The 25,707-nt window shown below is 42.5% G+C and carries 23 protein-coding genes, 3 tRNA genes and 1 pseudogene; 8 read left to right on the forward strand and 19 right to left on the reverse strand.

All coding sequences use genetic code 11. The features are described 5' to 3' along the window. Positions 1-409: 409 nt before the first annotated feature. The 3 genes from V7K31_RS06540 to V7K31_RS06550 form a co-directional block, all read right to left on the reverse strand. Positions 410-3,112 carry a peptidase domain-containing ABC transporter gene (locus V7K31_RS06540; protein WP_335093284.1) on the reverse strand — a complete coding sequence of 901 codons (2,703 nt, stop codon included), beginning with the start codon at positions 3,110-3,112 and terminating at the stop codon, positions 410-412. Beyond that, positions 3,061-3,843, reverse strand: a complete 783-nt coding sequence (locus tag V7K31_RS06545; protein ID WP_335093285.1) for a peptidylprolyl isomerase — start codon at positions 3,841-3,843, stop codon at positions 3,061-3,063. Before V7K31_RS06545 ends, V7K31_RS06540 begins: the two co-directional genes overlap by 52 nt. 519 nt (positions 3,844-4,362) lie before the next feature. Continuing rightward, the gene (locus V7K31_RS06550) at positions 4,363-5,160 is read right to left on the reverse strand and encodes a TIGR00297 family protein (RefSeq protein ID WP_335093286.1); all 798 of its coding nucleotides are present in this window, start codon (positions 5,158-5,160) and stop codon (positions 4,363-4,365) included. A 621-nt stretch (positions 5,161-5,781) separates the two neighbouring features. Here V7K31_RS06550 and V7K31_RS06555 point away from each other — a divergent pair. Next, positions 5,782-6,213 carry a VOC family protein gene (locus tag V7K31_RS06555; RefSeq protein ID WP_335093287.1) on the forward strand — a complete coding sequence of 144 codons (432 nt, stop codon included), beginning with the start codon at positions 5,782-5,784 and terminating at the stop codon, positions 6,211-6,213. 70 nt (positions 6,214-6,283) lie between these two features. On the opposite strand, the gene V7K31_RS06560 is transcribed toward V7K31_RS06555, so the two are convergent. Then, positions 6,284-6,922, reverse strand: a complete 639-nt coding sequence (locus V7K31_RS06560; protein ID WP_335093288.1) for an esterase/lipase family protein — start codon at positions 6,920-6,922, stop codon at positions 6,284-6,286. Between the two features lie 402 nt (positions 6,923-7,324). On the opposite strand from V7K31_RS06560, the gene V7K31_RS06565 reads away from it, so the two are divergent. Continuing rightward, entirely contained in the window at positions 7,325-7,873 is a 549-nt protein-coding gene (locus V7K31_RS06565) for a hypothetical protein (RefSeq protein WP_335093289.1), read from the forward strand. A 30-nt stretch (positions 7,874-7,903) separates the two neighbouring features. Here V7K31_RS06565 and V7K31_RS06570 read toward each other — a convergent pair whose 3' ends face one another. The 7 genes and pseudogenes from V7K31_RS06570 to V7K31_RS06600 all read right to left on the reverse strand — a co-directional run bounded on the left by V7K31_RS06570 (position 7,904) and on the right by V7K31_RS06600 (position 16,107). After that, positions 7,904-10,222: an after-VIT domain-containing protein gene (locus V7K31_RS06570; RefSeq protein WP_335093291.1), complete on the reverse strand. Its 2,319-nt coding sequence runs from the start codon at positions 10,220-10,222 to the stop codon at positions 7,904-7,906. A gap of 111 nt (positions 10,223-10,333) precedes the next feature. Continuing rightward, a pseudogene (locus V7K31_RS06575) lies at positions 10,334-11,212 on the reverse strand (DUF4351 domain-containing protein). 18 nt (positions 11,213-11,230) lie between these two features. Next, on the reverse strand, positions 11,231-12,295 hold the full coding sequence (locus tag V7K31_RS06580) for a tetratricopeptide repeat protein (protein ID WP_335093293.1): 1,065 nt from the start codon (positions 12,293-12,295) through the stop codon (positions 11,231-11,233). Between the two features lie 64 nt (positions 12,296-12,359). Continuing rightward, on the reverse strand, positions 12,360-13,109 hold the full coding sequence (locus V7K31_RS06585; RefSeq protein WP_335093294.1) for a 16S rRNA (uracil(1498)-N(3))-methyltransferase: 750 nt from the start codon (positions 13,107-13,109) through the stop codon (positions 12,360-12,362). A gap of 13 nt (positions 13,110-13,122) precedes the next feature. Continuing rightward, on the reverse strand, positions 13,123-13,299 hold the full coding sequence (locus V7K31_RS31810) for a hypothetical protein (protein WP_442941226.1): 177 nt from the start codon (positions 13,297-13,299) through the stop codon (positions 13,123-13,125). Between the two features lie 111 nt (positions 13,300-13,410). Beyond that, positions 13,411-15,327, reverse strand: a complete 1,917-nt coding sequence (sir, locus tag V7K31_RS06595; RefSeq protein ID WP_335093296.1) for a sulfite reductase, ferredoxin dependent — start codon at positions 15,325-15,327, stop codon at positions 13,411-13,413. Positions 15,328-15,567: 240 nt separating this feature from the next. Further along, positions 15,568-16,107: a hypothetical protein gene (locus tag V7K31_RS06600; protein ID WP_335093297.1), complete on the reverse strand. Its 540-nt coding sequence runs from the start codon at positions 16,105-16,107 to the stop codon at positions 15,568-15,570. Between the two features lie 393 nt (positions 16,108-16,500). On the opposite strand from V7K31_RS06600, the gene V7K31_RS06605 reads away from it, so the two are divergent. Both V7K31_RS06605 and V7K31_RS06610 read left to right on the forward strand, forming a co-directional pair. Further along, positions 16,501-17,442 carry an ADP-ribosylglycohydrolase family protein gene (locus tag V7K31_RS06605; protein ID WP_335093298.1) on the forward strand — a complete coding sequence of 314 codons (942 nt, stop codon included), beginning with the start codon at positions 16,501-16,503 and terminating at the stop codon, positions 17,440-17,442. Between the two features lie 87 nt (positions 17,443-17,529). Further along, entirely contained in the window at positions 17,530-18,471 is a 942-nt protein-coding gene (locus tag V7K31_RS06610; protein WP_335093300.1) for an ADP-ribosylglycohydrolase family protein, read from the forward strand. 87 nt (positions 18,472-18,558) lie between these two features. Here the strand turns inward: V7K31_RS06610 and V7K31_RS06615 are convergent, their stop codons facing one another. From V7K31_RS06615 to V7K31_RS06630, 4 genes are all read right to left on the reverse strand, one after another. After that, entirely contained in the window at positions 18,559-19,557 is a 999-nt protein-coding gene (locus V7K31_RS06615) for a transposase (protein WP_335093301.1), read from the reverse strand. Between the two features lie 21 nt (positions 19,558-19,578). Further along, complete coding sequence (locus tag V7K31_RS06620; protein ID WP_335093303.1) at positions 19,579-20,430, reverse strand: hypothetical protein; 852 nt, start codon at positions 20,428-20,430, stop codon at positions 19,579-19,581. Between the two features lie 141 nt (positions 20,431-20,571). Further along, positions 20,572-21,231, reverse strand: coding sequence for an Npun_F0813 family protein (locus tag V7K31_RS06625; protein ID WP_334826841.1), 660 nt, complete (start codon positions 21,229-21,231; stop codon positions 20,572-20,574). Between the two features lie 85 nt (positions 21,232-21,316). Beyond that, positions 21,317-21,442 (reverse strand): hypothetical protein, encoded by a 126-nt coding sequence (locus V7K31_RS06630; RefSeq protein ID WP_335093305.1) that lies wholly within the window; start codon positions 21,440-21,442, stop codon positions 21,317-21,319. A 146-nt stretch (positions 21,443-21,588) separates the two neighbouring features. Here V7K31_RS06630 and V7K31_RS06635 point away from each other — a divergent pair. From V7K31_RS06635 to V7K31_RS06645, 3 genes are all read left to right on the forward strand, one after another. Then, positions 21,589-21,661, forward strand: a tRNA-Arg gene (locus tag V7K31_RS06635). Positions 21,662-21,733: 72 nt separating this feature from the next. Beyond that, on the forward strand, positions 21,734-22,411 hold the full coding sequence (locus V7K31_RS06640) for a group I intron-associated PD-(D/E)XK endonuclease (protein WP_335093306.1): 678 nt from the start codon (positions 21,734-21,736) through the stop codon (positions 22,409-22,411). A gap of 213 nt (positions 22,412-22,624) precedes the next feature. Next, positions 22,625-23,023 (forward strand): hypothetical protein, encoded by a 399-nt coding sequence (locus V7K31_RS06645; RefSeq protein ID WP_335093308.1) that lies wholly within the window; start codon positions 22,625-22,627, stop codon positions 23,021-23,023. A 225-nt stretch (positions 23,024-23,248) separates the two neighbouring features. Here V7K31_RS06645 and V7K31_RS06650 read toward each other — a convergent pair. The 4 genes from V7K31_RS06650 to V7K31_RS06665 all read right to left on the reverse strand — a co-directional run bounded on the left by V7K31_RS06650 (position 23,249) and on the right by V7K31_RS06665 (position 24,761). Further along, positions 23,249-23,320: transfer RNA gene (locus V7K31_RS06650), tRNA-Thr, on the reverse strand. Positions 23,321-23,407: 87 nt separating this feature from the next. After that, positions 23,408-23,493: transfer RNA gene (locus V7K31_RS06655), tRNA-Tyr, on the reverse strand. A 123-nt stretch (positions 23,494-23,616) separates the two neighbouring features. Next, on the reverse strand, positions 23,617-24,591 hold the full coding sequence (nadA, locus tag V7K31_RS06660) for a quinolinate synthase NadA (protein WP_335093309.1): 975 nt from the start codon (positions 24,589-24,591) through the stop codon (positions 23,617-23,619). 14 nt (positions 24,592-24,605) lie between these two features. Continuing rightward, positions 24,606-24,761 (reverse strand): hypothetical protein, encoded by a 156-nt coding sequence (locus V7K31_RS06665; protein WP_229456357.1) that lies wholly within the window; start codon positions 24,759-24,761, stop codon positions 24,606-24,608. On the opposite strand from V7K31_RS06665, the gene V7K31_RS06670 reads away from it, so the two are divergent. Continuing rightward, complete coding sequence (locus V7K31_RS06670) at positions 24,741-25,661, forward strand: TIGR04168 family protein (protein ID WP_335093311.1); 921 nt, start codon at positions 24,741-24,743, stop codon at positions 25,659-25,661. The two genes, V7K31_RS06665 and V7K31_RS06670, sit on opposite strands and share 21 nt — an antisense overlap. Positions 25,662-25,707: the final 46 nt, after the last annotated feature.

Here is a 25,707-nt window from a genome sequence, read left to right on the forward strand (position 1 = left end):
TTTAACAACCTGAATCCTGACGTTAAAAATAATTATTATTCACAGTAGATCACGGCGGAAATAAAGCTACCATTCACAAGAGCCAGAAAGCGCAAAATAAAAGCCTTTTGATTTTTGCATAGCGGTACTAGTTCCTTTTCTGGTGGTGCAAGACAAAGACGACAAATACCTGATTCCAAAACATTGCGATCGCAATAAACATAGGAGTGAAAAAGAATTGTTTTGACGTAGCAGTGCTACGTCTCTACAAGGGTTCTGGTTAACGCATATTTAATTTCTGGAGATGTCTAATATTTATCATCCTGTTAGATCATAAGTTTGCAACCAAATCAAATGGCGAATGAAGCATAACTCCATTCGCCAAAGACTATCCATCAAGTAGACACAACCTAAAAGCTAGTTAAATCTACTAAATATTTGCTTGCTGCCGTTGATATAGTGACCAATACAAACCCTTTTGTTGCAACAACTCTGAATGAGTACCACGTTCGGCAATCACACCTTGCTCCAATACCAAAATCAAATCAGCACGTTTGAGGGGAGCAAAGCGGTGAGCAATCAAGAACACGGTACGATTAGCGGAAACTTTTTGCAGGTTTTGCAGTACTTGTTGTTCAGTTTCACTATCCAAAGCGCTGGTAGCTTCATCCAAAACTAAAATTGGCGCTTGAGAAAGAAATAGCCTTGCTAGGGCAATACGTTGTCTCTGTCCGCCAGATAAAGCCGTACCACGTTCACCAACATTGGTTTCGTAACCGTAGGGTAATTGACTGATGAAGTCGTGGGCTACTGCTAATCTTGCCGCCTCTACTACTTGCTCTGCGGTAATGTCGGGAGTACCGAGAGTGATATTTTCCAAAATGGAACCGTTGAATAAAAAGTCTTCTTGAAGTACTACACTAATTTGTTGCCGCAGTGAAGCTAAATCGGCACTTTTAATATCAAAACCATCAATCAGGATGCGTCCTGATTCAATTTGATAGAGGCGTTGCAATAGCTTAGACAGGGTACTTTTACCAGAACCGCTACGTCCGACAATGCCAACAAATTGCCCTGGTTCGGCATTGAAAGAGATTCCCCGCAGAATTGCTTCAAAGTTGGGACGGTAGCGGAAAAATACTTGCTCGAAGGTGACTTGTCCTTTCAGAGGTGGTAAAACTAGGCCAGTTCCCAGTTCAGCTTCTGGGGGGACGTTAAGAATATCACCAATGCGATCTACAGAAAGTAGCACTTGTTGGAGGTTTTGCCACAACTGTACTAAACGCAAAAGTGGGCCTGTGACTCTACCAGACAGCATTTGAAACGCAACTAGCTGTCCGATTGTGAGCTTTTGATCGATGACTAACTTGGCGCCAAACCAGAGAATCAGCATGGTGGACAAATTGGTAAGAAAGTCACCAATGTTGCTGCTGATATTGGAGGTAGTAGAGGCTTTAAAACCTGTGCGAATGAAGCGAGCAAATAAGCCTTCCCAGCGATCGCGGGCTACTGGTTCTGCTGCATGGGCTTTAACGGAGTGAATCCCAGTGATTGTCTCCACTAGAAACGATTGACTATCGGCACTCCGGTTAAAGGTTTCGTTGAGCCAGTTACGCAGAATTGGGGTTGCAACTATTGTCAATGTAGCAAATAGCGGCAGTACTGCTAAGGCGACAAAGGTGAGTGGGATATTATAGTAAAACATCAATGCCAGGTACACCACAGCAAAGATGCTATCTAGAATCACAGTTAATGCTGTACCTGTGAGAAACTGACGAATTTGTTCGAGTTCTTGGACTCGTGCTATTGTGTCTCCGACGCGCCGCGACTCAAAATAAGCCAAAGGCAGACGCATCAGATGACGAAATAGCTGTGCTGATAAACTCAAATCCAGACGACGGGCTGTATGGGTAAAGATGAATAGGCGCAGAATGCCGAGTATGGATTCAAATATCGCTACACACAAAAGTGCGATCGCCATCACATCGAGAGTCGGCAAACTCCCCTGCACCATCACTTTATCAATGACGACTTGGGTAATTAGCGGTGTTGTTAACCCCAAAAGCTGCAAGGTAAAAGATGCTAACAATACTTCTGTTAGCAATCCCTTATACTTCAAAACTGCTGGGGTGAACCAACTGAGGTTAAATTTTTCTTGCTGGGATATCAGTTCTACTTGCCACAATTGTCCATCCCAGGATGCATCAACTATCGACTGCGGTAAGCTTTCACAAAGGCGATCGGGATTTAGAGGGTTAGCGATAATTAGGCGATCGCCCTTAACTCCATAGGCCACCACCCAAGATGGACTCTGGGGTGAGTCAGAATTCCACAACAATAAAGCTGGAAATGACAGCTGTCGCAACTCACCCCAACTCACTTGTAACCGCCGCAACACTAACCCTAACTTTTCTGCTGCTTCCACAACCTGTTTTGGGCGTTGTCCTCTGAGTTGACGCTGCACCCATTCCAGTTGCACAGAATTTTCTAATTGTTGCGCCACCATTGTTAAACAAGCAGCAGCGCTGTTCCAACTGGCAACAAACGGATAATTTGAGACGATGAGATTGGCGGCTGGGAGTCCTCTTTGGGGTTGGAGGCTGTGGGGGCTAGAAGTCCCCACGGAAGCTGGCGGTAGTAAAGGAGTGCCAGAGAAGGAAAATGTTTCCTTTTCTCCCTCCATGCCTACTGGTAACACTTGCCAGAACTCCTGAATTTGTGGGTGAGAAAATTCTGCCCACACCGCAGTATCCCAACACACTACTATTACTTCTTTACTAGCAGCTACAGCTTTAAAATCCGCAGACACCTTTTGTAAGTCACCAAACCAATCCCCCACTTCTAGGGCGGCTATTGGTTTGCTAACCCCTTCTTCTCGTAAGCGAACTTTCCCAATCACAATTAAGAATTGGTAGCCGCCAACATCATTTGACCAGATTTTTTCTCCAAGACGATACTGACGGGTTTGGGACTCATTTTGCAACTTGGATTGTTGTTCGGGAGTCAGCCAACATAGCGGTGGCTGATTCCAAGGCAAAGAAGCTAGCACTTTTAATCGTAAAGATTCATTATCCAGAATTTTTAACTCACTTGTAATTTGACTGTCAGTTTTTGAATTTTCTCTGCTAGCCATTTCTCAAACAACTCATTTTGTAGTGCTTGCTTTAATTGAGTATCTTCTAAAGACGCGGGGAGAAATTGTTCTACTCGAAACAAACCATAAGGACCTTCTCCTTGGGGAGAGTCTTTGCCAACGATTTCTATTGGTCCTACCAATTCTCCAGGACTCGCCACATCAATAGCTGCCCGTAATATATCTGGCATACTGCCTCGGCTGATGATTCCCATCATGCCGTTCACAATTCGGTCGTCTGAAAGTGAATACTCTTTAGCTAGCTGCTCAAAACTACCTCCTTCTTCAATTTGGGTTCGGAGTTCGTCTGCCAATTCTCGATTATCAACAACAATTCGGCACAGTACTAACCGATCCAAAAAAATTTTGCGTTCCATAAAATATTCTTGAAGTTTTGCTTGGGTCACTACAGCTTTCAGCTTTTCTAACTTGTAACCAAAACTCACCGATGTGTAAAAGCTAGCGTAATCTGTGTTATTGGTCTTTAACCATTCTTGAAAAGTTTGGGGATCAGTCAGTTGATTTTTCAGCCTAAAGTCAATTATTGCCTGTTCAGTTATTGCTGTACCAATCTCAATATCTTCTCGGCTTTTGATTTCTTCCTCAATTACGTACTGGCGGAGAATATCTCCAATGAACTGTCCTAATTTTCCAGAGGCTTGCAGATACTTTACTGCTTCCTCAATAGAAATTATTTGGTCATTGATTGTCAAAAATGATAAAGATTCCATAAACTTTTTATGTGAAAATGATTAAACATCTATAGAACTTTTAAATTAAATCATATAGAAATCATCTGGTGATTGATGGATAAATACGATAAAGATTCCATGAACTAATTACATCTAAATTGTCGAAAAATTATATAAACAAGAATTCAGAAGTCAAACAGGCTTTGAAACGAATCGTTGTGTACTTCACCTTCATTGAAATCTGCTGTAACTAGGAAATAAAATAATTTGCCATGATTAGTTTTACGGTCTAGCGGCGACAAAACAGGATTGAAAATATTCAGTTGTCAGGCAAAGCAAGTTATGTAACCAAATCTTTATGGATTCAGAGAAATAATCAGGTAGGTAGATAGGCAAAAATAAACCAAAGTATATGTAAGTATTGTTTCTTGCCCGTTTTCTACGCCAGTTACTAAAAGTCGAGCTACTGCCTTGCTTTTGTTACCAAAGTTGTCGGAACTGACGTAGAAAAATCGTCCCATACACGACCTTAATCAGTAATTGTTTATGCTCACAGGTTTACTTAATAATACTTATCCATGTCCAGGCAAGTAGCACAGCCGCGATCGCACCGATTAATGTATTGAAAATATTTACGACTTCATTGGTCAGCCAACTATACTTAGATTGCAGTGTTGCCCCAATCACACTTTCTAAGTTGGTGGCAATAAATGCTGCCAGCACACACCAAGCTACTCCCAATAGATCAATTAAACCAACTCCCCAGCCAACAAATGCGATCACTACAGAAGCCACGATCCCAGCTAAAGTACCTTCCAAACTTATCGCTCCTTCTGTACCGCGAGGCACTGGTTGGAGTGTGGTAATTAGAAAGGTGCTTTTACCATAAGCTTTACCAACTTCGCTGGCAGTGGTGTCAGCCAGCTTGGTAGTGAAACTCGCTACATAGCCTAACAACAATAAGGACTGGGGATTAGTTGCTAGAAATTGAGGACTAAGTACAATAAATCCCGAATTGATCAACCCTACGCCCAAGGCACACAGCGCCCCAGTCAAAGCCGAACCCCAAACATTTTCTGGGCCTCTTGCCCCAGAACGCTTTTCGGCAATTCCTTCTGCCTCCTTCTGCGCCATACCGATGCGGGTAACGCCAGAACCAACCAGAAAATAGAACATTACTATTGCATATCCTTGCCAGCCTAGAGTTACCCAAATTAGGATGGACAGAAACCAGGCGTGGAATAATCCAGCAGGGGTAAGCAGCTTTTTCGGAGCAATCCAAGCTAAACCCAATAGAATTGTGTTTAATCCTACTGCCACCAACCAGGGATTTACAGAATTAATTAAGGATGACATCAGCTAATCATGAGTAATTTTGTCTAAACATCAACAGAATAACGAATTTGTCATGCTTAGTGCTTAATCTCTGATACCTCCCCAGCTAAAGTAATATGTTTGTATTATTAACTGAATAGCGTAGGCGTAGACTTGAAAGCTGAGTGCAAGACCACAAATAATATCTTAGATATACACTGCAATATTGACTAAAGAACGTGGATTAAACAAAATGCAAAACTTCTGTTTAGTTGGGTGGATTCTTCGAGTACCTAACGCATCCAAAGCACTCTAATAAAGTTGTAAGTTACGCGATGTGCAACTTATTCTTGGAACCCCGCTTCCATTCCTCTCCCCGAAGGGTCGAGAGGCTTTAAGTCTTGCTCCCCTTCCCTAGTAGGGAAGGGGCTGGGGGTTAGGTTTGAGATAAAGTTGCACACCGCGTTAAGTTATTAAATCTACGTTTCTAAGCGTCTGCCCATGCAAACCTAAAGATGAAGTGTTACTCAGTCCCCAATCTTAGTCATCAGAATAAAGGATATAAGTTAATGTCAATTAAAACTGTGTTCAAGTTGACCACAATCAAGACTTAACAGCATAAATTATAGATAGCATCAACCCCTAGCCTTTTCCACACAAGCTATGAGCCAAACTTTATTCCATCTTGCTTTCCCTGTGACTGACATTGCCCAAACAAAAGCATATTACGTGGATGGCTTGGGCTGCATTCCTGGTCGTGAAAACCGCTACGCCCTGATTCTCAATCTCTACGGTCATCAATTAGTGGCTCACGTTACCAAAGAACCATTGATACCGCAAAACACAATCTATCCCAGACACTTTGGGCTAATTTTTATCCAAGAACGTGATTGGCAAGACTTACTAGAAAGGGCAGAACAACAACAGCTACTTTTTCGGGAAGGAACCAAAAATCGCTTTGTTGGTTCTCCTCTTGAGCATCGCACTTTCTTTTTAGAAGATCCCTTTTATAACCTAATGGAGTTCAAGTATTATTGTCACCCAGAGGCGATTTTCGGGAGTTACGAACATACGCAAATTGGGGATAAGACTTAATAAATTCCTAATTCGTAATTCGGAATTCATAATTTAAAGATGAATAAATCAGGCGTGGCAAGCATCCTGGCTACTGACTGGATACTTTATTAAGGAAGGGTAGCTTAAGCTTAATACGCTCTAAAACTATTTTCACTACTGCTAAACTCCTGGAGTCTGTCAGCATCCAAGGGTGTAGAGGAACTGGTACTATTACTTCGCGTCCTACGGACATTTGTGAACTATTCGCTGGGACAATCATCAAATCATAAGGTGTCCAGATAGATGTAAAATCTAGCTGCCCCAATACTACAGCATCAGAATTTAAATCCTTGAGAAAAATGCTGTCGGGGCGCATTTGTACACAACCAGGACGCCAGGAACCATAAGCAACTACAGTTCCATTATGGGGCGAAGAGATGGTGATAAACCTCTGTACGCGGTTAATTCCTCCCAGTCGCTGGACATAGTAACGGCTGACAATTCCTCCCATGCTGAAGCCTACTAAATCTAGGCGTTGCTCTGATGCAAAGGTTGCTGTAACATAATCGTCTAATTGTTTTGCCAACTCATCAAGACCCACATCACCATTATTAGGAACCAGATCCAAGCTATATACAGACCAACCCTTTTGTATGAGATATACCCTCATTTTATGAAAAACTGCCTCTGTGTCGTCAAGACCGTGTACTAATAACACAGGATTGCGCTGCTGATTTTTAGTGTTCATTTACAAAATCCGGCTGAATTAAGTCTGTAAAAAATGTAACTGAGTAGCATTGCTACCTACCAACAGGCTATGACACTCCTCCCACTGGTTGAAAGTTAACTGCTTGCTTCACTTCAATTAGATATTTACCAAACAAAGAAATGTTAATTTTTGTCAAGCTTGCTTTCGGAATCTTGCTCTTAGCTACAGTAAAATTTAATAATTAATTCTCGGTGTGTACAGGTTGCAAGTGTCTGCAAGAAAACATTTGCCCTATAGTTTTACTACAATGTTGATTAAGCACAAGCCTATAAGCGTTGTCACTATCACGACGTGATGCCAAGCAAAAAATGTAACATTTTGTCGTAATTTTTAACAATTACGGTCGAGTTCTAAAAAAGGTAAAAGGCAGGAGTAATTGTAATGGATTTTATCAAAAAGTTAATTTCGGGTCTTCAGGGTTTTCTTGGCGGTATTCTGGGTTTGATTACCGGACTGTTACCAGGCAAGAAGAAAAGCAACGGCTACTTCTTAGAACTGGACGAAGCCAAAGATTCTGTCAAAGATGCTGCTAAAGAGGTAGCATCGAACGCGAAGAAAGTAGCAGAGACAGTTGCATCGAATGCTAAAAAAGTAACGGCAACAATTGCATCAGAAGCACCAGCTTCATCCAAGCCAGATTCATTGAACGGAACAAAAACCGCCGCAGCTAAGGCTAATGGAAAATCAGCTAAAAACCCTAAACCAGCCGATGTTACGCTAGTCCAAACTGCTGAGGGTCTTAAAATTGAACCGGGCAAAAATGCAAAAGCCGCAGCAGCCAAAGTACTCAAAGAGCAGCCAACTGAAACCACCTTTGCGCCAAAATATCTTGCTCCTTCGACTACTAGCTCTAATGGTCGTCGTCGTCCAGGAGCGAATATGAGTGCTTACTTAGAGATGGCACGTCAGATTAAAACCCCTAACAATTGATAGAGGACGTAAATTCACGATATCTAGAGATTAAACGTGAATATGCAAGGTTAAGATAACTTTGCCAGTTGTAGATGGAGGAACTCTCCAAAGTAGGAGCGATCGCTTAATTTTCTCCACTACAACTGCATCTTTTAAGGTCGAGGCTTTTTCATCCAAAACTACCCGTTCTACCCGACCTTTATTAACGCTGAACTCAAAGACGATTTCACCACTGAAGCCGGAAGGCAAGTTTAGTTGTTGAAGGTGTTGGGTTAGGTCAGAAATTTGTGTTTCATCTAAGCCGGTGACGCTGATTACTTCTAACTGATGGTTGATGGCTGCGTCTGATATTTCATCTAGTTCCATGTCCTGGGAATCAAAGCTATTAAAGCTCAAAGAGACATCGACTTCTTTGGCTACTGGAGATTGTGGCGATCGCTTTTGCCGGAGAAAATCTGGAACTTCTGCTGAAGCTGGTGCTGCTGCCTTTAAGGTTGATATTTTAGGTGCAAAACCACCAGCAAGAACACCACCAAGGTAACTAACTGCTTCAGGCATTTCTACTGGCACTTGCATAGACACATATTCGCTTCCTGGTTCAACCCGCACGTCATCGCTGACAGCTACAAAAGCGGTGTATTGAGAAAGCAGTTGATAAGTTAAGGCGGTTTCTGTAACTGCTTCTACACCAGCTTTAGTTTCAAAACTCACCATTTGATTCATCAAATCTTTAATGCAAGCACGTCCCCATAACTGCGCTACAGCAATATTTCCTGTTTCCTCAAATATGAGGTTAAACGTTTTTTCGTAGTGCTTACCGCCCGCAGCAATGCCGGAGATTTGAAGATTCCCGCTAGCTCTATCCTGTTTACGACCAAATAACACTAATGGTTGTTCGCTGAATAAATCAGGCGCTATGGCTGGGTAAATAACAGGCGATTCTGTGTCACCATGCCAAGAGATTTGAATATTTGTAAGTACGGGATTGTTGATTTGCCTGTAAAACTTTTCGGCAACTTCTTCTGTCGGTTCATCATGACGAATAATTTGGGATATTCCCCGGCCAATTTCGGCGATACGATTCAGTAAAAAACGGTTAACTGAACTACCAGCACCGAAACTGTAAAGGCGATTTCCTGGTTGTAAGTGCTGTTGTACTTCTGCTAAAATCTCATTTTCGTTGCCGATGTATCCATCAGTTAGGAGTACAACACTCCGTAATCTTCCGGCTGGTGTGGGGAAATTTATGGCTCTACGAATGCCACTGAGCATTTCTGTGCTGCCAGCAGCTTGTAAATTGTTAATGTAAGCGATCGCTTTGGCACGATTTTCTGGTGTATTCGGCAGAGGTGTTGGCGACAACTGTCTGACTCTATCGGAAAAATCGATAATTGTGAAAGTATCGTGGGGATTCAACCCATTGATAAATCGCCGCATCAATTCTTGACACTTCCATAAGGGATCGCCAGATTGGGAACCGGAAGTATCCACCAAAAATACGACATCTTTGGGGACAATTTGATCAGTGGAATATTCCAAAGCTGGAATCAGATAAATTGTAAAGTGTCCGCCGCGATCGTCGGCTTGAGTTAATACTGTGGATTGAGTTTCATTACCAGAAACTTGATAGCGGAGAATTAAATCTTTGTTAGGAATTGTATCTTCTCCGGCTAATTGAATCCGCACAATTTGACCTGAGTGTTCAATTTTTAATTGATGTGAAGGAGAACGCACTTCAGAAATTGCTAAACCTGCATCAATTTCTACTGTGACATTAATATTGTGACGGGTTCGGGTTCCCTCTGGGACTACAGGCGGTGTAATGCAAGAAGCGTCAGGAACTTGGTCTGTATCACCGGTATCATCTATCCGCGTTCCTGGAATATATCTTGGCCCCACCACCATCGGAAAAACAAATTCGTAGTTTCCCGCCTCAAATTTTAAACTTTCGGTGTAACGAATTGTGACATCAATTTGTTCACCAGGTTTGATGTTAGCCAGAGATTGGGTAAAGATGTTGTCTCGTTGCTGTTCTAGAAGTCCAGCAGTGCGTCCTTCTTGTTTTGCCTTTTCGTAAATGGCTACAGCCTCTTCACGTTTTTTAATATTACCTTTGATAATGCGATCGCCTATTTTGATTTCCATGTCATCCACCGCCGCCTCATCGGGTAACGGAAAGATATACACTGCTTCTAAAGGCTGCGTGAAGGGATTTTCAAAGCTTTGGATCACCTCAACTCGTGACAGATTCCCTGCAATTTTTGCTATAACTTCCGTATGCTTGAGCGGAAAAACTAGCTGCTGTCCTTCAGGGGATTGGACGTACAAACCCCCTAACTGCTGATTTTTATCACTTACTGTCTTCATAGATTTGATAGCTTCCTTTGTGTGGAATATAAACCGAGACTAACCATATTTAAATTTTTTCAAAAATCCAATCGGATTGCTATAAAATAATTAATCTACTGATGATTTATCTTATTGTTTGTTTAACCAAGTTTCTAAATCACCAATACTAGAAAAGTCTAATAATGCTTCTCCTAGATTCTCTAGTTCTTCAATCGATAATCCTTTAATTCGCTCGAGTAATGATGCATTAATTTCCCCAATACGGCGATTGAGTAGGCGTAGAACTAAACGCTGTTCTCCTGACTGTACAGCTTGTTCTCTGTCTCTTTGATAAAGTGGTTCTAGTCGCATAATTAACTCCCGATCATCTTCTTCTAATTCTTGATTTACTCTCAAGTTTTCGCGCAGATTATAAACTAATTCGAGTGTTGCCTTTTGGTATGGATAATTTAATGGTAACGCTTGCAACTCGACAATCGCTTGTGATTGCACACTTCCCCGTCCCAAAAGCCTCAACCACAAAGTCTCCTGTGTTTGCGGTAGTTGGTGTATCGCCACAATTGCTGTCCGCAAGGCATCTGGCAGAAAATGTACTCCCGATAACCAACCTTCTTTTTGGATAGTTCCAAAGCTAGACAATCTAGCTTCAGATACGGTAGGTGTAAGAACCCACAATTTGGGAATTTCTGAGTCCTGAAGTTTGCTTTTATTTGCTTTAGCTTCTCGTCGCATGAGAGCCTTTATTTCTAATAATTTTAGAATACAGTCGCATATTTCATCGGTAGAAGCTGGATTGCGAAATGGTTCTATTATCGCAGGATATTCAGCAAATCTTCCTAGCAATCCTAGCACTTGTAAATTAGAGCTTTGCTGTTTAGAAGGAGTAAACAAAACATCTATTTCTTTAATCTCTCCTGAAACTTTTTATGATGGCTTGACTTCTCCGTAATCTTTTAGTAATTCTTCCAGATAGTCCTTGGCGAATTTGTCATGTATAAAGCGCGTCATTTTATACTTGTCTATGAATTATTTAACCAACACCAGTCCACTATATAAATGAAAAGCTGAGTCCCAATTAGTCTGTTCCCTACGAAACAAATGAATGTGAGACTTGATATGACCCAGCATTTCTGTTTGATCTAATGTTGTATCTGCAAAGGACGTGAAATCTGACCAAATTTTGACTTGAGGTAGTTGCTGATCAATCCAATTCGATAAACTATTCCAATGAATTCTGATTGTATTTTGGCTACCTTGGGGAATGATTTCTAAACCTTGCTGGAATTCATAGCCGTTATCATCAAGTCGAAGAATGCAACGTCTACCAAGTAGGTGTAAATCACAAAACTGGGCATAGTCTTGTATTTGAGTTTTCCGTTCCAGTTTACCGCGTACGTCGAGGTCTACTACTTCCTCAAAAATGGGCAAGAGTCCCACTACTCTTGCTGTGATTTCTGACCAGTCAAAGGTCAGAGTTCCGAGTTGATTTGCCTCGTTGCAGCAAACAATAGTAGCTTGTGGAGTAGATTCTTGGAAATATTTGACTTGATAAACTTGAATTTGCTGAATTTGAGCTATTGTTGCCCAAAAGCAGGGAATACCAGCCTGCTGTAGCTGTTCGCCATAAAATTTTAATTCTCCCACTTTTCCAGTGCGGTACAACCTCCAGCCACGACTTGGTAGTAGCAGCCGTGCAGTGTAGGGATCTAGCTGCATAATCTGGGCAAATTTTCGAGATGCTTCTGTTTTAAGTTCGGTACTGAGTGGCTCCAAGATTAGTACGCCAAATTCGGTGTTATTTGGTTGGGCTATTGCTTGGGAAATGGCTCTTTGTCTTTCTTCTAGCTCCATTTCTTGTAGCCGTTGCAAACCTTGACGTGCAAGCGTCAATATTTTGGTATTCGTTGTATCTCGCAGTAGTTGTCGATAAATTTTTTCTGCATCTTGACGCTTTTCAGATACTTCATGTAGCCGACCGAGATAATATTGTACCCAAGGATTTTCGGGCGATTCTTTTTGCAGCTGTTTGAGTAATTTAGCAGCTCTTTGATAGTCTTTATGGTCAAAGGCGATCGCAACTTGCTCAATCATTACTTTAAATGCACACTGAAGGAGTATCTCACGCCAAAGTCATTTTGCGTGAGCTATAAATCATTTATACTTCACAATTTGCGGTAATTAAGGATAATGCTACTACTGGGGCTGTAACTGCTCTCAGGATGCGCCGACCAAGGGAAACAGGTTGAAATCCAGATGACTTCGCATTCTCAATTTCTTGTGTTGTCCATCCTCCCTCTGGGCCAGTAGCAATGATAATTGTTTCTTGTCCTTTGTCATTTGTCATTTGTCCTTTGTGCTGTAAGCAATCTTTTAAATGGGGAAACTCACCACGCGCCACACATATATATTGCTGGCTGTTTGCAAATGACAAATGACTAATAACTAATGACAAACCCGTACTAAAAGCAACAGGCTCTAAAATTGTCGGCACAAAAGAGCGCTCTGATTGCTCGGCGGCTTCTGTGGCGATGCGCCGCCAGCGTTCGAGCTTTTGAGGACTAGGATGAAGCAAAGTGCGATCGCTCAATACTGGTGCAATACAAGCTACTCCCAACTCAGTACAACACCGTACCACTTCATCAAATCCATTACCTTTAGGCAACGCCACCATCAGCGTAATCGATACAGGTAATTCTGTTTCTACTGTCAGTGGTTCTAAAACCTCTGCTTGTTCCCCTGCGAGCTGCGCTAACCACCATTTTCCTTTACCATCCATTGCAATAAAGCGATCGCCTTCATGCAAGCGCAACACCCGCCCCAAATAATGTTGCTGTTCTTTGGTGAGCAAAATTTGCCCTTGTTGGAATTGGGAGGGTGCGATCGCAATTCTTTGCAGTTGAGACATTTTTCTTAATAAATTACTGTCCTGCTGTAGATATCTGCTGTCTAACCCAGGTACGGAAAGCACGAGTTGCTGCTATTTGTCCAACTTTCTTACTTTCACATCCCATATCTGCCAGCATGGCTTTGAATGTGTGCCAGCTAATGTTTTGCAGCACATCCCTAGTTTCTGCAAATTTTGCTGTTGTTACCATAGTTCGTTTTCCTGTGGATGTGTTACCTAACTGCATTAGGATTTACACAAGATAAACACAGATGGATTTATCTGTGTCTATCTGTAGTTTAATTATCTTTAATTTTTCAGCTTACGAAAGATTCTGGAAGTAAGCCTCTAGCGCTTCACTCACCAACTCAGTCATCGGCTTACCTTGGTTTTGGGCTACTTCCTTCAACTTAGTATAAACCTCTTCTTTCAAATTCACCCGGTGGCGTGATTTATTTGCACTATTGGCTGTTTGGGGTTCATAGCTACTAGTAAATTCGCGGATGGCATCAAAACCAACACGATCGCAAAAATCACCGAAGCTTTCCTTCGATTTCCGAGATTTCTTAAAGTAAACAAAAATCGGCTCTAGGAAGCTGTCTAAATCATTATGGTGCAGCTTTTCTGTGTAAGGTTGCGCCAGTCGCGTTTGATTTGGCGAACCCCCTAACCATAATTGGTAAGATTCTGGAGCGCTACCGACAAAGGCCAATTCTGCTAAGTAGGGACGAGCGCAGCCGTTGGGGCATCCTGTCATCCTTACCACAAAATGCTCATTTTGTAAACCAACTTTATCTAACAGAGCGCGAACCCGCTCCAAAATCCCCGGTATTGCCCGTTCTGATTCCGTGATTGCCAAGCCGCAAGTGGGCAAAGCCGGACAAGCCATTGCATACCGCACTAAAGGTTCGATTTTACTAGGGTCGTCTCCGACACCGTGACGGCTGAGAATGTCTTGAATAGCTTGCTTGCTATCTGGTTCGATATCGTAAAAAATCAGGTTGTGGTTGGCTGTCAGGCGGATAGAGAAGTTGAACTGCTCGACAATTTCCCGCAAAGCGGTTTTCAGTTGAAACGAACCTTCATCCTTGATTCGACCATTGTCAATGGAAATTCCTAAGAACAGCTTGCCATCACCTTGTTCATTCCAGCCGAGGAAGTCGTGATATTTAAACTCTGGCAGTGGTTTCGAGGCTTCAATTGATTTACCGAAATATTCTTCAACTTGGGTACGGAATTTATCTACGCCCCAATCATTGATTAGATATTTTAATCTGGCATGACGACGATCAGTGCGATCGCCATAATCTCTCTGAGTAGCAACAATCGCTTTCACTATGTCGTAAACGTCATCCTTTGCCACATAACCGATGGGGTCTGCTAACCTAGCGAAAGTTTCTTCTTTACCGTGTGTTCTACCTAAACCACCACCAGCAAAAATATTAAATCCTTCTAATTGTCCCTTCTTATTAGTAATTACTACCAACGTCAGGTCTTGGGAATACAAATCAACCGAATTATCCCCTGGCACCGTCACGCAAATTTTGAACTTGCGGGGCATATAGTGCGTGCCATAAATGGGTTCTTCGTTGTCATGGATAATGGTGCCATTGCCATTGCGTTGTCGGGCTGCCTTCACCTCTGGGTTCTCTTCGCCGCTAATTGCTTTTTCCCCATCTAACCAAATTTCGTAATAAGCACCGCTTTGGGCTGTCAGCAAGTCAGCAATATTCTGGGCATATTCCCAAGCATACTGATACTCTGGGCGATTCTTAAAGGGGGCTGGTGGTGCCATGACATTCCGGTTGATGTCACCGCAAGCTCCCAAAGTCGAACCCAGGTTGTTGACAATTGTGGCGATTGATGTTTTAAGATTCTTCTTTAAAATACCGTGCAGTTGGAAACCTTGACGGGTAGTTGCTCGTAACGTGTGGTTGCCATACTCATCAGCTATTTTATCTAAAGCTAGATACAGCTGCGGCGGCACCAAACCACCTGGATTTTTTGTCCGCAGCATAAACTGGTAATCTTTTTCCTGTCCCTTAGTGCGATTGTCGCGGTTATCTTGCTGGTAAGAACCGTGAAACTTTAATAGCTGCACCGCATTTTCGGTAAAATGGGTAGTCTCTTCAAGGATCTCACTTGCTACAGGTTCACGCAAAAAATTACTATTTTCTTTGATTCCTTCTACTTTGGAAGGCTTACGGCTAGCGATCGGGGAAGGAGCAGATTTAACCATTAGACTTGTATAGTATTCTCAATAAATCATTAGGTAGACGCCGAATCAGCACCATTCGGCTACTTGATCCCCGGTAATCCGGCCGGAATAAAGAGGAATATTTCAATTTTACCACGGCAAAAGCCGGCTTTGTCAGTAATGTAACACTTAACAAAACCAGCTTTTGAGAGTAGTGAGTTTTGAGTGCTGAGTCCTGAGTACTTAAGTAAAGTATAGAGTGACTTAGGACTCAATAATCTTTTATTTGAAGCGATAACCAATACCACCATTAATGCTAACAGCAGAAGCATCGCTATTTTGGTAAGCACCAAGTCCGACTTTGGCATTAGTATAGACGAGGAAATTGTTAGCAACTTCCGATTCAACACCAACACCTAGCACTACTGAATCTCTATTACCTATGGGAGTTGGTGAGCCATCTTTCTCTACAAAAGAATAACCACCAGTTAAATAGGCGTTAGTTCTATTAGCAATAGGCACATCCACAGAAAGTTCTGGGATGATGGCACTCGTCTGATCACTCCAGAGGACATTACCGCGTGCAGAAAAAGGCGTATTTCCTAATTTCGCGCGGCCTGTTACATTACCACCAAATGTGGCATCATCGTTGATACCTTGTCCACCACTGGTAACGCCAGCTGCAACACCAGCACCAATATAACTAGCATCAGTACCCTTTTTTGTTTCAGCAGAAGCTTGACCAGCTGATAGAATAAGAGGAGCAACTATTAAGGAAGACAATGCAGAAATTGTCACGAAATACTTGAATAAGCATTTCATAATTTTTACAAGATTTTGTATTTTTTACTTGTATATTCCAGGTCGAAAATCGTGCGGCAATGTTCCGAATGATTCTCAATTTTTCTGAAATTAGTGTTGTTATTAATGCAGAAAGCTTACAGGCTAACTATCCCTTGCAATAATAAATAAGCTGTTATAATTAAATTTAAATATCTTTTAATCCTCGTTCTTTATCTCCAGATAGACGCTTTTTAAACTGTCACAATATTTGGAACTTAAATTAAGTCGGTATCTGGTAAATAAAAGACCCGATTAACAATTTTTTGTCGAGCTTTTTACATAGGATGAAAAGTAGGCTGTAGCATCTGTTGCAACAAGCTATAGAGGGAATCTATAAAGTTAATTTTGAGCAGTTATCGTGGAGATTGAATAATGCTAACCGGTGCAAAAACGTTGTCTGGTTTGATGGGTTTATGTGTCGGTGATGCGTTGGGTGTGCCAGTAGAGTTTACTAGCCGTGCTGAACGAGTAAAATCTCCAGTGACAACGATGCTGGGTTATGGCACATGGAAGCAACCACCAGGAACTTGGTCAGATGATAGTTCGTTAAGCTTTTGCTTGGCAGAATGCCTTTGTAGAGGGTATTCGTTGGATGCTATAGCCAATTCCTTTTGGCGTTGGTACAAGGAAGCTTACTGGACTCCCCGTGGCGATGTCTTTGATATTGGTCAAACTACTCATACAGCAATTATGCGCCTGAAACAGGGAGTTGTTCCCCATCAGGCGGGTGGCAAGGTTGACAATAGTAATGGCAATGGTTCGTTGATGAGAATCTTGCCGATGGCTTATTGTCACAGGAACTTAACTTTAGGTGAATTGCTGGCGCGGGTGCATGATGTTTCGGCGATTACTCATGGCCATGCGCGATCGCGGATGGCCTGCGGCATTTATATTAGTATTGCAGTGGCGCTCTTGGAAGGGGCTGACCTGCAAACAGCTTATCTACAAGCATTGCAGGACATTCAAAAAATTTATTCTGTTAGGGAATTTTTATTAGAGAAGCCGCATTTTGGCAGAGTTTTCAGTGGTCAGATTGCCAAGTTACCAGTAGAAGAGATTAATTCTGGTGGCTATGTGATTGATACCTTAGAGTCATCCCTGTGGTGTTTGTTAAATAGCTCGTCTTATTCTGAAGCGGTACTGAAAGCTATCAACTTAGGTGGAGATACCGATACTACCGCCGCCGTCACTGGTGGGTTAGCGGGAATTTATTACGGCGTGGAAAATATTCCTCAAAAATGGATGAACCAAATTGCTCGTAAACAAGACATTATTTACTTAGCAGAGCGTTTTACAAGAGCTGTCTATAGCTAGTTTGGAATTAAAAAGTATACCAAGCGTTTAATAAGCGGCTTTTTGCAAGTAAAATCAGTTGTAGAAAAGTTTCATGCTGGTTGAACAATGCTAACCGGTGCAAAAACGTTGTCTGGTTTGATGGGTTTATGTGTTGGTGATGCGTTGGGTGTGCCAGTGGAGTTCACTAGCCGCGCTGAACGAGTAAAATCTCCAGTCATATCTATGCTGGGTTATGGAACTTGGGATGTTCCTGCTGGTACATGGTCAGATGATAGTTCACTGACCTTTTGCTTGGCAGAATGTCTTTGTGACGGATTTTCACTGGATGCGATTGCTAATTCCTTCTGGCGCTGGTATCACGAAAGTTACTGGACTCCTCAAGGCGAAGTATTTGATATCGGTAACACCACATTTTTAGCCATTGTGAACTGGAAACAAGGAACTCCACCCCTGAAAGCAGGTGGTACTAGTGAAAATAGTAATGGCAATGGTTCTTTGATGAGAATCTTGCCGATGGCTTATTGTCACAAAAGTTTAACTCTGGATGAATTGATTGCGCGGGTGCATGATGTTTCGGCGATTACTCATGCTCATGCGCGATCGCAGATGGCATGCGGTATTTATATTAGTATTGCAGTGGCGCTGCTAAAAGGGGCTGACCTCCAAACAGCTTATTTACAAGGATTAGAAGATATCCAAACAATTTATTCGGTTCGGGAATTTTTGTTAGAGAAGCCGCATTTTGGCAGAGTTTTCAGTGGTGATATTTCCAAGTTACCAGTAGAAGAGATTAATTCTGGTGGCTATGTGATTGATACCTTGGAGTCATGCCTGTGGTGTCTATTGAATAGCTCGTCTTATTCTGAGGCGGTACTGAAAGCTGTTAACTTAGGCGGAGATACTGATACTACCGCCGCCGTCACAGGTGGATTAGCGGGAATTTATTACGGGGTAGAAAATATTTCTCAAAAATGGATGAACCAAATTGCTCGTAAACAGGACATTATTAACTTGGCAGAGCGTTTTGCAAGGGCTGTCTACAGTTGAAGTTAGTGGGGACTGGGCACTGGGGAGATAAGGGGAATAACCAATGCCCCATGCCCCATGCCCCATGCCCCATGCCCAATACCCATCTTAAACAGTAGACAAGGAATAGACCTGACCATCAATCAACAGTCGTGTGATGCCCTTAGCTTGCAAATGAGTCCGAGCCTTATGGAGCATTTTACTATCAGGAACTTTAATCACGCGATCGCGCTTGGTAGAAAAACGCTTGGCGACGCGATGGTTATCAAACACCGGCAGAGTTTTTTGCTGGGTTTCCAGACTGGGAATTTGCCCCAAGTCACCAAAGTCCTTCAGAGGTCGCGTAATTAATTCCGATGAACGGTCAATCACCAAATAGCAAGTTTTAGGCAAATTGGCTACAGACAGAGGTAAAACTTGAACTGATGCTTCACCTGGTCTTCGTTTTGTGACTAAAGGTCTTTGCTCATCCAGGTCATCATCATCAAAGTCTTCTTCCTCAAAGTCGTCATCTTCTAAATCATCATCTTCTAAATCATCCAAATCCTCTGATTCGTCTAGCAAATCTTCGCCCAGCAGGTGCGCGATGACAGCCGCTCCTGGATGTTCATCCTTTAGCGGTGGGATAGGGATGCTGACTATTTCTGGCGGCTTTGGCTCTGGAGTTTCTAATTTCTCTGTGACTCGTAGCTTCGGTTTTTCCGCCGCCGAGGGACGTCGCCGCACCCGTCTACTAGCGGCGATTGACTCCGCCGTTTCCTCTGAGTAAAGCTCCTGCTCTACATGAATTACCCGACGTGGTAGTGGCTCAACCTTTGGCACTTCCAAGGGTTGGCAATCGAAGGGTGGAACTTCTATCTCCGGCTCTGGTTGAATCAGCAGTGGTAACTGCTCGTAGCTTACCTGCGCCCTTCCTTCAGGAGTTCTTGCAGCTCGCTTTAAAGAGACTAAGTATTCATACTCATCTTCTGGCAAAGTGCTTTTGAGCAGGCGACTAATTGTCGAGTTACTCACACCATAGCGGTCTGCCAAAGTTGAGGTTGTTTCGGCAGTCTCTCGATATAACTTAAGAATTTCTTGCTTGTCAGAGTCTGTTAATTTTCTCACGGTAGATACCAAAAATCTTTACTAAGTTCGTTTCCGTCCGCCGGTACGCCGCGTTCGTCTTAGTGATGCGTCATATTCTAAGACAGCGCCCATGCCAAATAACACTCCACTAAACACCCAAAACACTTCTAATATCTCCCCACTTTGATAATTGGGGCCTTGGGCATATTTAAACCACATATCTGCAATGTAGAGCGAAAAGGCCGCAGCTGCAATCATTCGCCAAGACTGGGAAACTCTTCCCCCCCAAAAGGCTAACAGCAGAGTGGTAGCAATAATTAACAAAACCACATCGCTAACTACGTAAAACCAGTTCAAAATAGCGACTAGCAGTTCTGAGGGTTTTCCCTGTTGCATAGAAATCCACCATGCCAACAAACTACCGAACACTGCAATTGCTAACACAATTAGCCACTGCCATTTTTCCAGGTTGATTCGCCTGGAAGCCACAGCTAAAATCATCCCTGCGCCAAGTAATAGATAAGTCAGTACAAAAAATATATCGCCTACAGACACATCCGGTTCATCTTTTAAAACTATTTCGGTATAGCCAAAAATTATCCCCCCAACGAAATAGGAAAGCATACCTAAGCCTATTAAGAGCCAAACATTCCGTCCACTGACGATTTGCGGACTCAGCCAGTTCCTCAAGCATAAGATACTGGCACCCAAATAAGCTAAAGCTTCAAAAATATTTGTACCAATCACATACCACTCGGCCCGGCTTTCTATGCCATTTGCTCCGGGAACTTTGGCACTAAACAACAAAAAGTATAGCAGTGCCAGTACGCCCCAGCCAATATTGGCTAAGACAATGTTCTGAGTAGTGAAAATTGATTTAGAAAGGAACGAATTCTCGTAAGAGTTATTCATAGGGCAAGACTTATGTAGATGCACTCTGGCAGTATTTTGAGTTAAAGGACTGTATATCTAGCAGTGTGTCTGCCACGTAATACACAATCGGACACCAAAAGCAAGTGCCAGTGGCAGGAATTTTGTTAAAGAATTTCCATGCTACTGCCATAGTTTACCCAGTGGCGATTGATTTAGCCAACTGATAAACAGCGATCGCTCGCCTTCTGGCATATCTTCTAATTTATAAATCACTTGTTTGGTAAAATTGGCGTTGCCAAAATACGCCTTTCCTAATCGATGGAGTTCTTGTAAGAGGGTAACTACATGATTTTCTTGCCAATCAGGTATTTTGGCTATCGGCAAAGGATTCGTAGATACCAAATATTTAACCGCTTCTAGGGAAGATACTTGGGGAAATTGCTTCTGCTGTAATACTTGGGCAATATCTTTCTCAAATAATGCGGCTTGTTTAGCACCTAAAAACTCTTCAATGTCGATATAAACACCTTGCAACAGCAAAATACTGGCTTGGATTAAAATTCCTGTTTTCCCCTGACTACCTGTGTCACTACCCAGCTGCTCTAAACGGATTTTACCCCAGACGCTAAAACGTTCCGGTTCCTCCAGTAAAACACAGGCTTTACCCCGGTTATCCGTTAATTCTCTCCATAAGGCTCTAGCTTCTTCTTCTTGACTAGCTTTGAAGATGCTAATCAAGCGAAAAGTCTGCCCTTGATAACTGAGAATCGGCACCTGCTGATCCTTTTTTGGGTGCTGAATGCTTGATATTTCAACATCCTGCCGTTTGAGAATAAACATGGCACTAGCAAATAACTCCTCACAGGGGCACTCTTAATATGGAATATATAATGGCATTTGGCAGCATCGCCAAGGCTGAAATTACCTAGCTTACTGTAAAAATGGGTCTAGCGATCGCCAGATACTTCCCGAAGGTAGCTGCCCAGAGGGCGTTGGCGTTAACAGGCAAATAACCCCTTGACAACTCAATATATCTAAACCAATACCCCATCTGTTTTGTTTTCGGTGTAGATTGACTAACTAGCGACTAGCATCTTAGCCTTGCTAGTGGTAAATCTGCAATTTTCGATTGCTTCTTGGTACGCCCAAACGATATAATAGTTTAGATGACTCTTTTGGGAGCCATTATTTTGTTTTGGGCGCGTAGCTCAGTGGATAGAGCCACGGATTTCTAATCCGTTGGTCGCAGGTTCGAACCCTGCCGCGCCCGTTTTTACTTAATACGAACCCTAAATAAGCCTTTTTATGGTAATCTACTAAATAGGCTTGAGAGTTCATATAAATGCACCACACAAAAGATAAGGGTGATCTAGCAGCTGCTAAAGTGATAGCAGATTTAGTCGAGAAAGAATATTCGGTTTTTGTACCAGTAGTAACTGAACACGCCCCCTTTGATTTAATTGCCTACAAGGATGGCAAATGTTACAAAATTCAAGCTAAATACAGTTGCGACGGCACACTGAAAAATAAAACCAATTGGGCAGACAAGAATGGTTGTCATGAGAAAAAGTACAAATCTCATGACTTTGATTTCTATGGCCTTTATTTGCCAGATATAAATCAAGTAGTATATCCATCAATCAAGTTTGGCGGTTGCGGTATCAGGACAACGCCACCTAAATCACCCAATCCTTTTTACTGGTGGGAAGATTTTACACATTTAACTGAAGCAGCATCTAAGCGAACCTACAAGGAGTTTGGCGTTGATTTAACAACCAGAAAGGTTAATCCAGACTCTAGGATTCATACTAGGAAAGTTGAAAGGCCATCAAAAGAAGAACTAGAAAAATTGGTGTGGGAAAAACCAACAGCGCAAATTGGCAGAGATTTGGGCGTGTCTGATAAAGCTGTAGAAAAGTGGTGTAAGGCTTATGGGGTAGAAAAGCCACCTAGAGGGTATTGGGTTAAGAAAGCTTATAGAAAAGTGGAAGGACAGTTAAAAATCCATGATGAAGATTGAAACTTATTGAGTTTGCTCAAAAAAACTAAATAAATGAAAACTTTTTTATATACATCAGATATTCCATCTAATCGGAGTGATGTTTTAGACTCCCTTAAGGGACTTGCGATACTTAATTTGACTAGATATAGTTGGGAGCCTCCTGATAGGGCGGTTCTGGAATAAGGCATTGAAGCAAAAGAAGTTTTTTCACTGACAGCCGGCTGTCTTATCATGAGCTTTGACTCAGGGCTAGTTATTGGATATGGAAGTCAACCATCAAAAAACTCAGTTACTATCTGGGTTGAGAAAAACGAGGCTGGTGAAACAAGTGAAGAACTAGCTGAAGAAGATAACGAGCTTTATCCAGTAGATGCAAGAGATAAAGTATACAGTAATAATTTTTGGGCTAGATTTGTAGGGCAACGTATATCAAATATAACTATTTTAAAAAGAAGCTACAGCAGCGCACTATACGTAGATATTGCAAATGAAATTGGATTACTGTTTCAGGTAGAAGATGGGAGTAGATTTATCCTTTCTCACGGACTACATGACGATTCGGATGACTTTTCGGTAATTCAGGAATCACAGATTGATAATGAAATTCGTAATGATATCCAAGGACTTTAGGGAGAGAGTGAAAAAAGGGCGTTGTTGAAGACTAGGATAAATGTCTCTGTGGCTTGTACTGAGCCTACAAAATCATAGCCAAAAAAACAAGCTGGATATCCAAAAGTCTGACATGATAGTCAAAATAGTCACAAATACAAGTAAGAGAATTAGCTTTTCAACATCTGAATTGCTTCAGAAGCCTGAAACCCTTTATTTGACGTTGACTATTTGAATAATTTAAAAAGCCCGTGACGAGGATTGAACTCGTGACCTCACCCTTACCAAGGGTGTGCTCTACCACTGAGCCACACGGGCGAAATGTAATCTTGATTTTTCAGTTGTAAGTTACAATGCTGGGAGCTTTGCTCTTTACCCAGTCATTATAACCTATAACTTCGTAAGTGGTGGGCCGGGCTGGATTTGAACCAGCGTAGGCGCTAGCCAACGGATTTACAGTCCGTCTCCATTAACCACTCGGACACCGACCCGATTTGTCTCACGATTAATAATCTTAGCACCATGTTTTATAAATAGCAAGTGTTTAGAAAAAATAACTTATGGGTAGAGACGTAGTTTTGTTGCGTCTCTACCATACGTATAAAAAATACTAGTTACAGGCTCATTTCAAGCATTCGTTGCATTGGTCGCAGTGCAGCCAGACGAATATCCTCTGACATGGTAATTTCGGGAGTACGATTTTTCATTGCCCAATAGAGCTTTTCTAGGGTGTTTAACCGCATAAACGGACATTCGTTACAAGCACAGTTATTCATCGGCGGGGCAGGAATAAAATGCTTGTCAGGAGCTAGTTTTTGCATTTGGTGAATGATTCCAGGCTCCGTAGCAACGATAAATTCCTTGGTGGGGCTGTTTTGACAATATTTGAGTAAAGCGGCTGTGGAGCCAATAAAGCTGGCGTGGCGCAATACACTACTTTCACATTCTGGGTGTGCGATCGCCTCTGCTTCTGGGTGGGCAATTTTTAACTGGACAATCTTCTTTTCGGAAAAGGTTTCATGGACAACACAGCTACCTTGCCATAGCACCAAATCTCGTCCAGTCTGTTCCATGACATACCGCCCCAAATTCCGATCTGGAGCAAAAATAATCGGCTGTTCCTTCGGTATCTGCTGCACAATTTTCACAGCGTTGGAACTAGTACAAATAATATCGCTCATCGCCTTAATATCAGCAGAGCAGTTGATGTAAGACACCACCAGATGATTTTGATGCGCTGCTTTAAAAGCTGCAAACGCCTCTGGTGGACAACTGTCCGCTAAAGAACAACCAGCATTCAAATCTGGTAAAAGTATTAATTTATCGGGATTAAGTATCTTTGCTGTTTCTGCCATGAAGTGAACACCAGCAAAGACAATCACATCCGCATTGGTTTTTTCTGCTGCTTTCGCCAGTTGTAATGAATCCCCAATAAAGTCGGCAATATCCTGAATATCTGGCTCTTGATAATAATGTGCCAGGATAACTGCGTTGAGTTCTTTTTTGAGACTCTCAATGGCGGCAAACAAATCTAGTGGTAGTTCACCCAGTTGGGTTTTTTCTCGTTGAGCTAGGGCAGTGGTAAACACAATTAAGGGGTGCTTTAAGTTGCAAATTTATGTCCTGTGGAATCAATTATAGTAGTTTTTACCAAAAATAGTGGACGGTTGATATTTTGGGGTTGTGTCCAAATCGGGCTGAGTTTCATATCCTGGAGATAGACGGCAAGGAAAGTGGCATGACCAGTCAAGAAACTCAATCGATAAACCTCAAAATTGCTGTAGTTGGAGATATTCACGACCAATGGGAAGTGGAAGATGGTGTTGCACTCAAGCATTTGGGTGTTGACTTAGTGCTGTTTGTCGGGGATTTTGGCAATGAATCGGTGGAAGTGGTCAGAGCGATCGCTTCTCTTGATATTCCCAAAGCAGCCGTGATGGGCAACCACGATGCCTGGTACACCGCCACCGAATGGGGACGCAAAAAAGCTCCTTATGACCGCTCTAAGGAAGACTGGGTACAGGAACAACTCGATTTATTAGGCCCGTCCCATGTCGGTTACGGTAAGCTAGATTTTCCCGCTTGGAATTTAACTGTAGTGGGGGGTCGTCCCTTTACCTGGGGTGGTCCAGAGTGGAAATTCGCGGAAATCTGTGAAGAACGTTACGGTGTGACGAGTTTGGAAGAATCCGCCGATCGCATCGTGAAAGCGGTGAAAAGCGCTGCTTACCAGACGATTATATTTCTGGGTCACAATGGGCCTAGTGGGTTAGGCGATCGCCCCGAAGACCCCTGCGGCAAAGACTGGCACCCAATTGGCGGCGATTTTGGCGATCCAGATTTTGGCGAGGCGATTTCTCAAGCCATGACTGCTGGTAAAACCATTCCCCTGGTGACATTTGGTCATATGCACCGAGATTTACGCCATACCAAAAAGGTGCAGCGCAAGCCTGTCTTTAGAAGTCCAGAGGGGATAATTTACTTGAATGCAGCCACTGTGCCCAGGATTGTGGAAAATGACAGCGAAAAGTTGCGTAATTTTTCCATTGTCACCCTAGAGGCGGGTGTGGTTTCGCAAGTTTCTCTAGTTTGGGTGGGTAATGACTTCCAGGTGGCGGAGGAGGAAATTTTGTATGAGCGATCGCGTATTGTGTCGTAGACATTCGCATCCAGTAGTGCAATCTGCGTAGATAATAGGGTATAGT

The sequence above is a fragment of the Nostoc sp. genome (assembly GCF_036917675.1).
In the GTDB taxonomy this organism is placed as follows: domain Bacteria; phylum Cyanobacteriota; class Cyanobacteriia; order Cyanobacteriales; family Nostocaceae; genus Nostoc.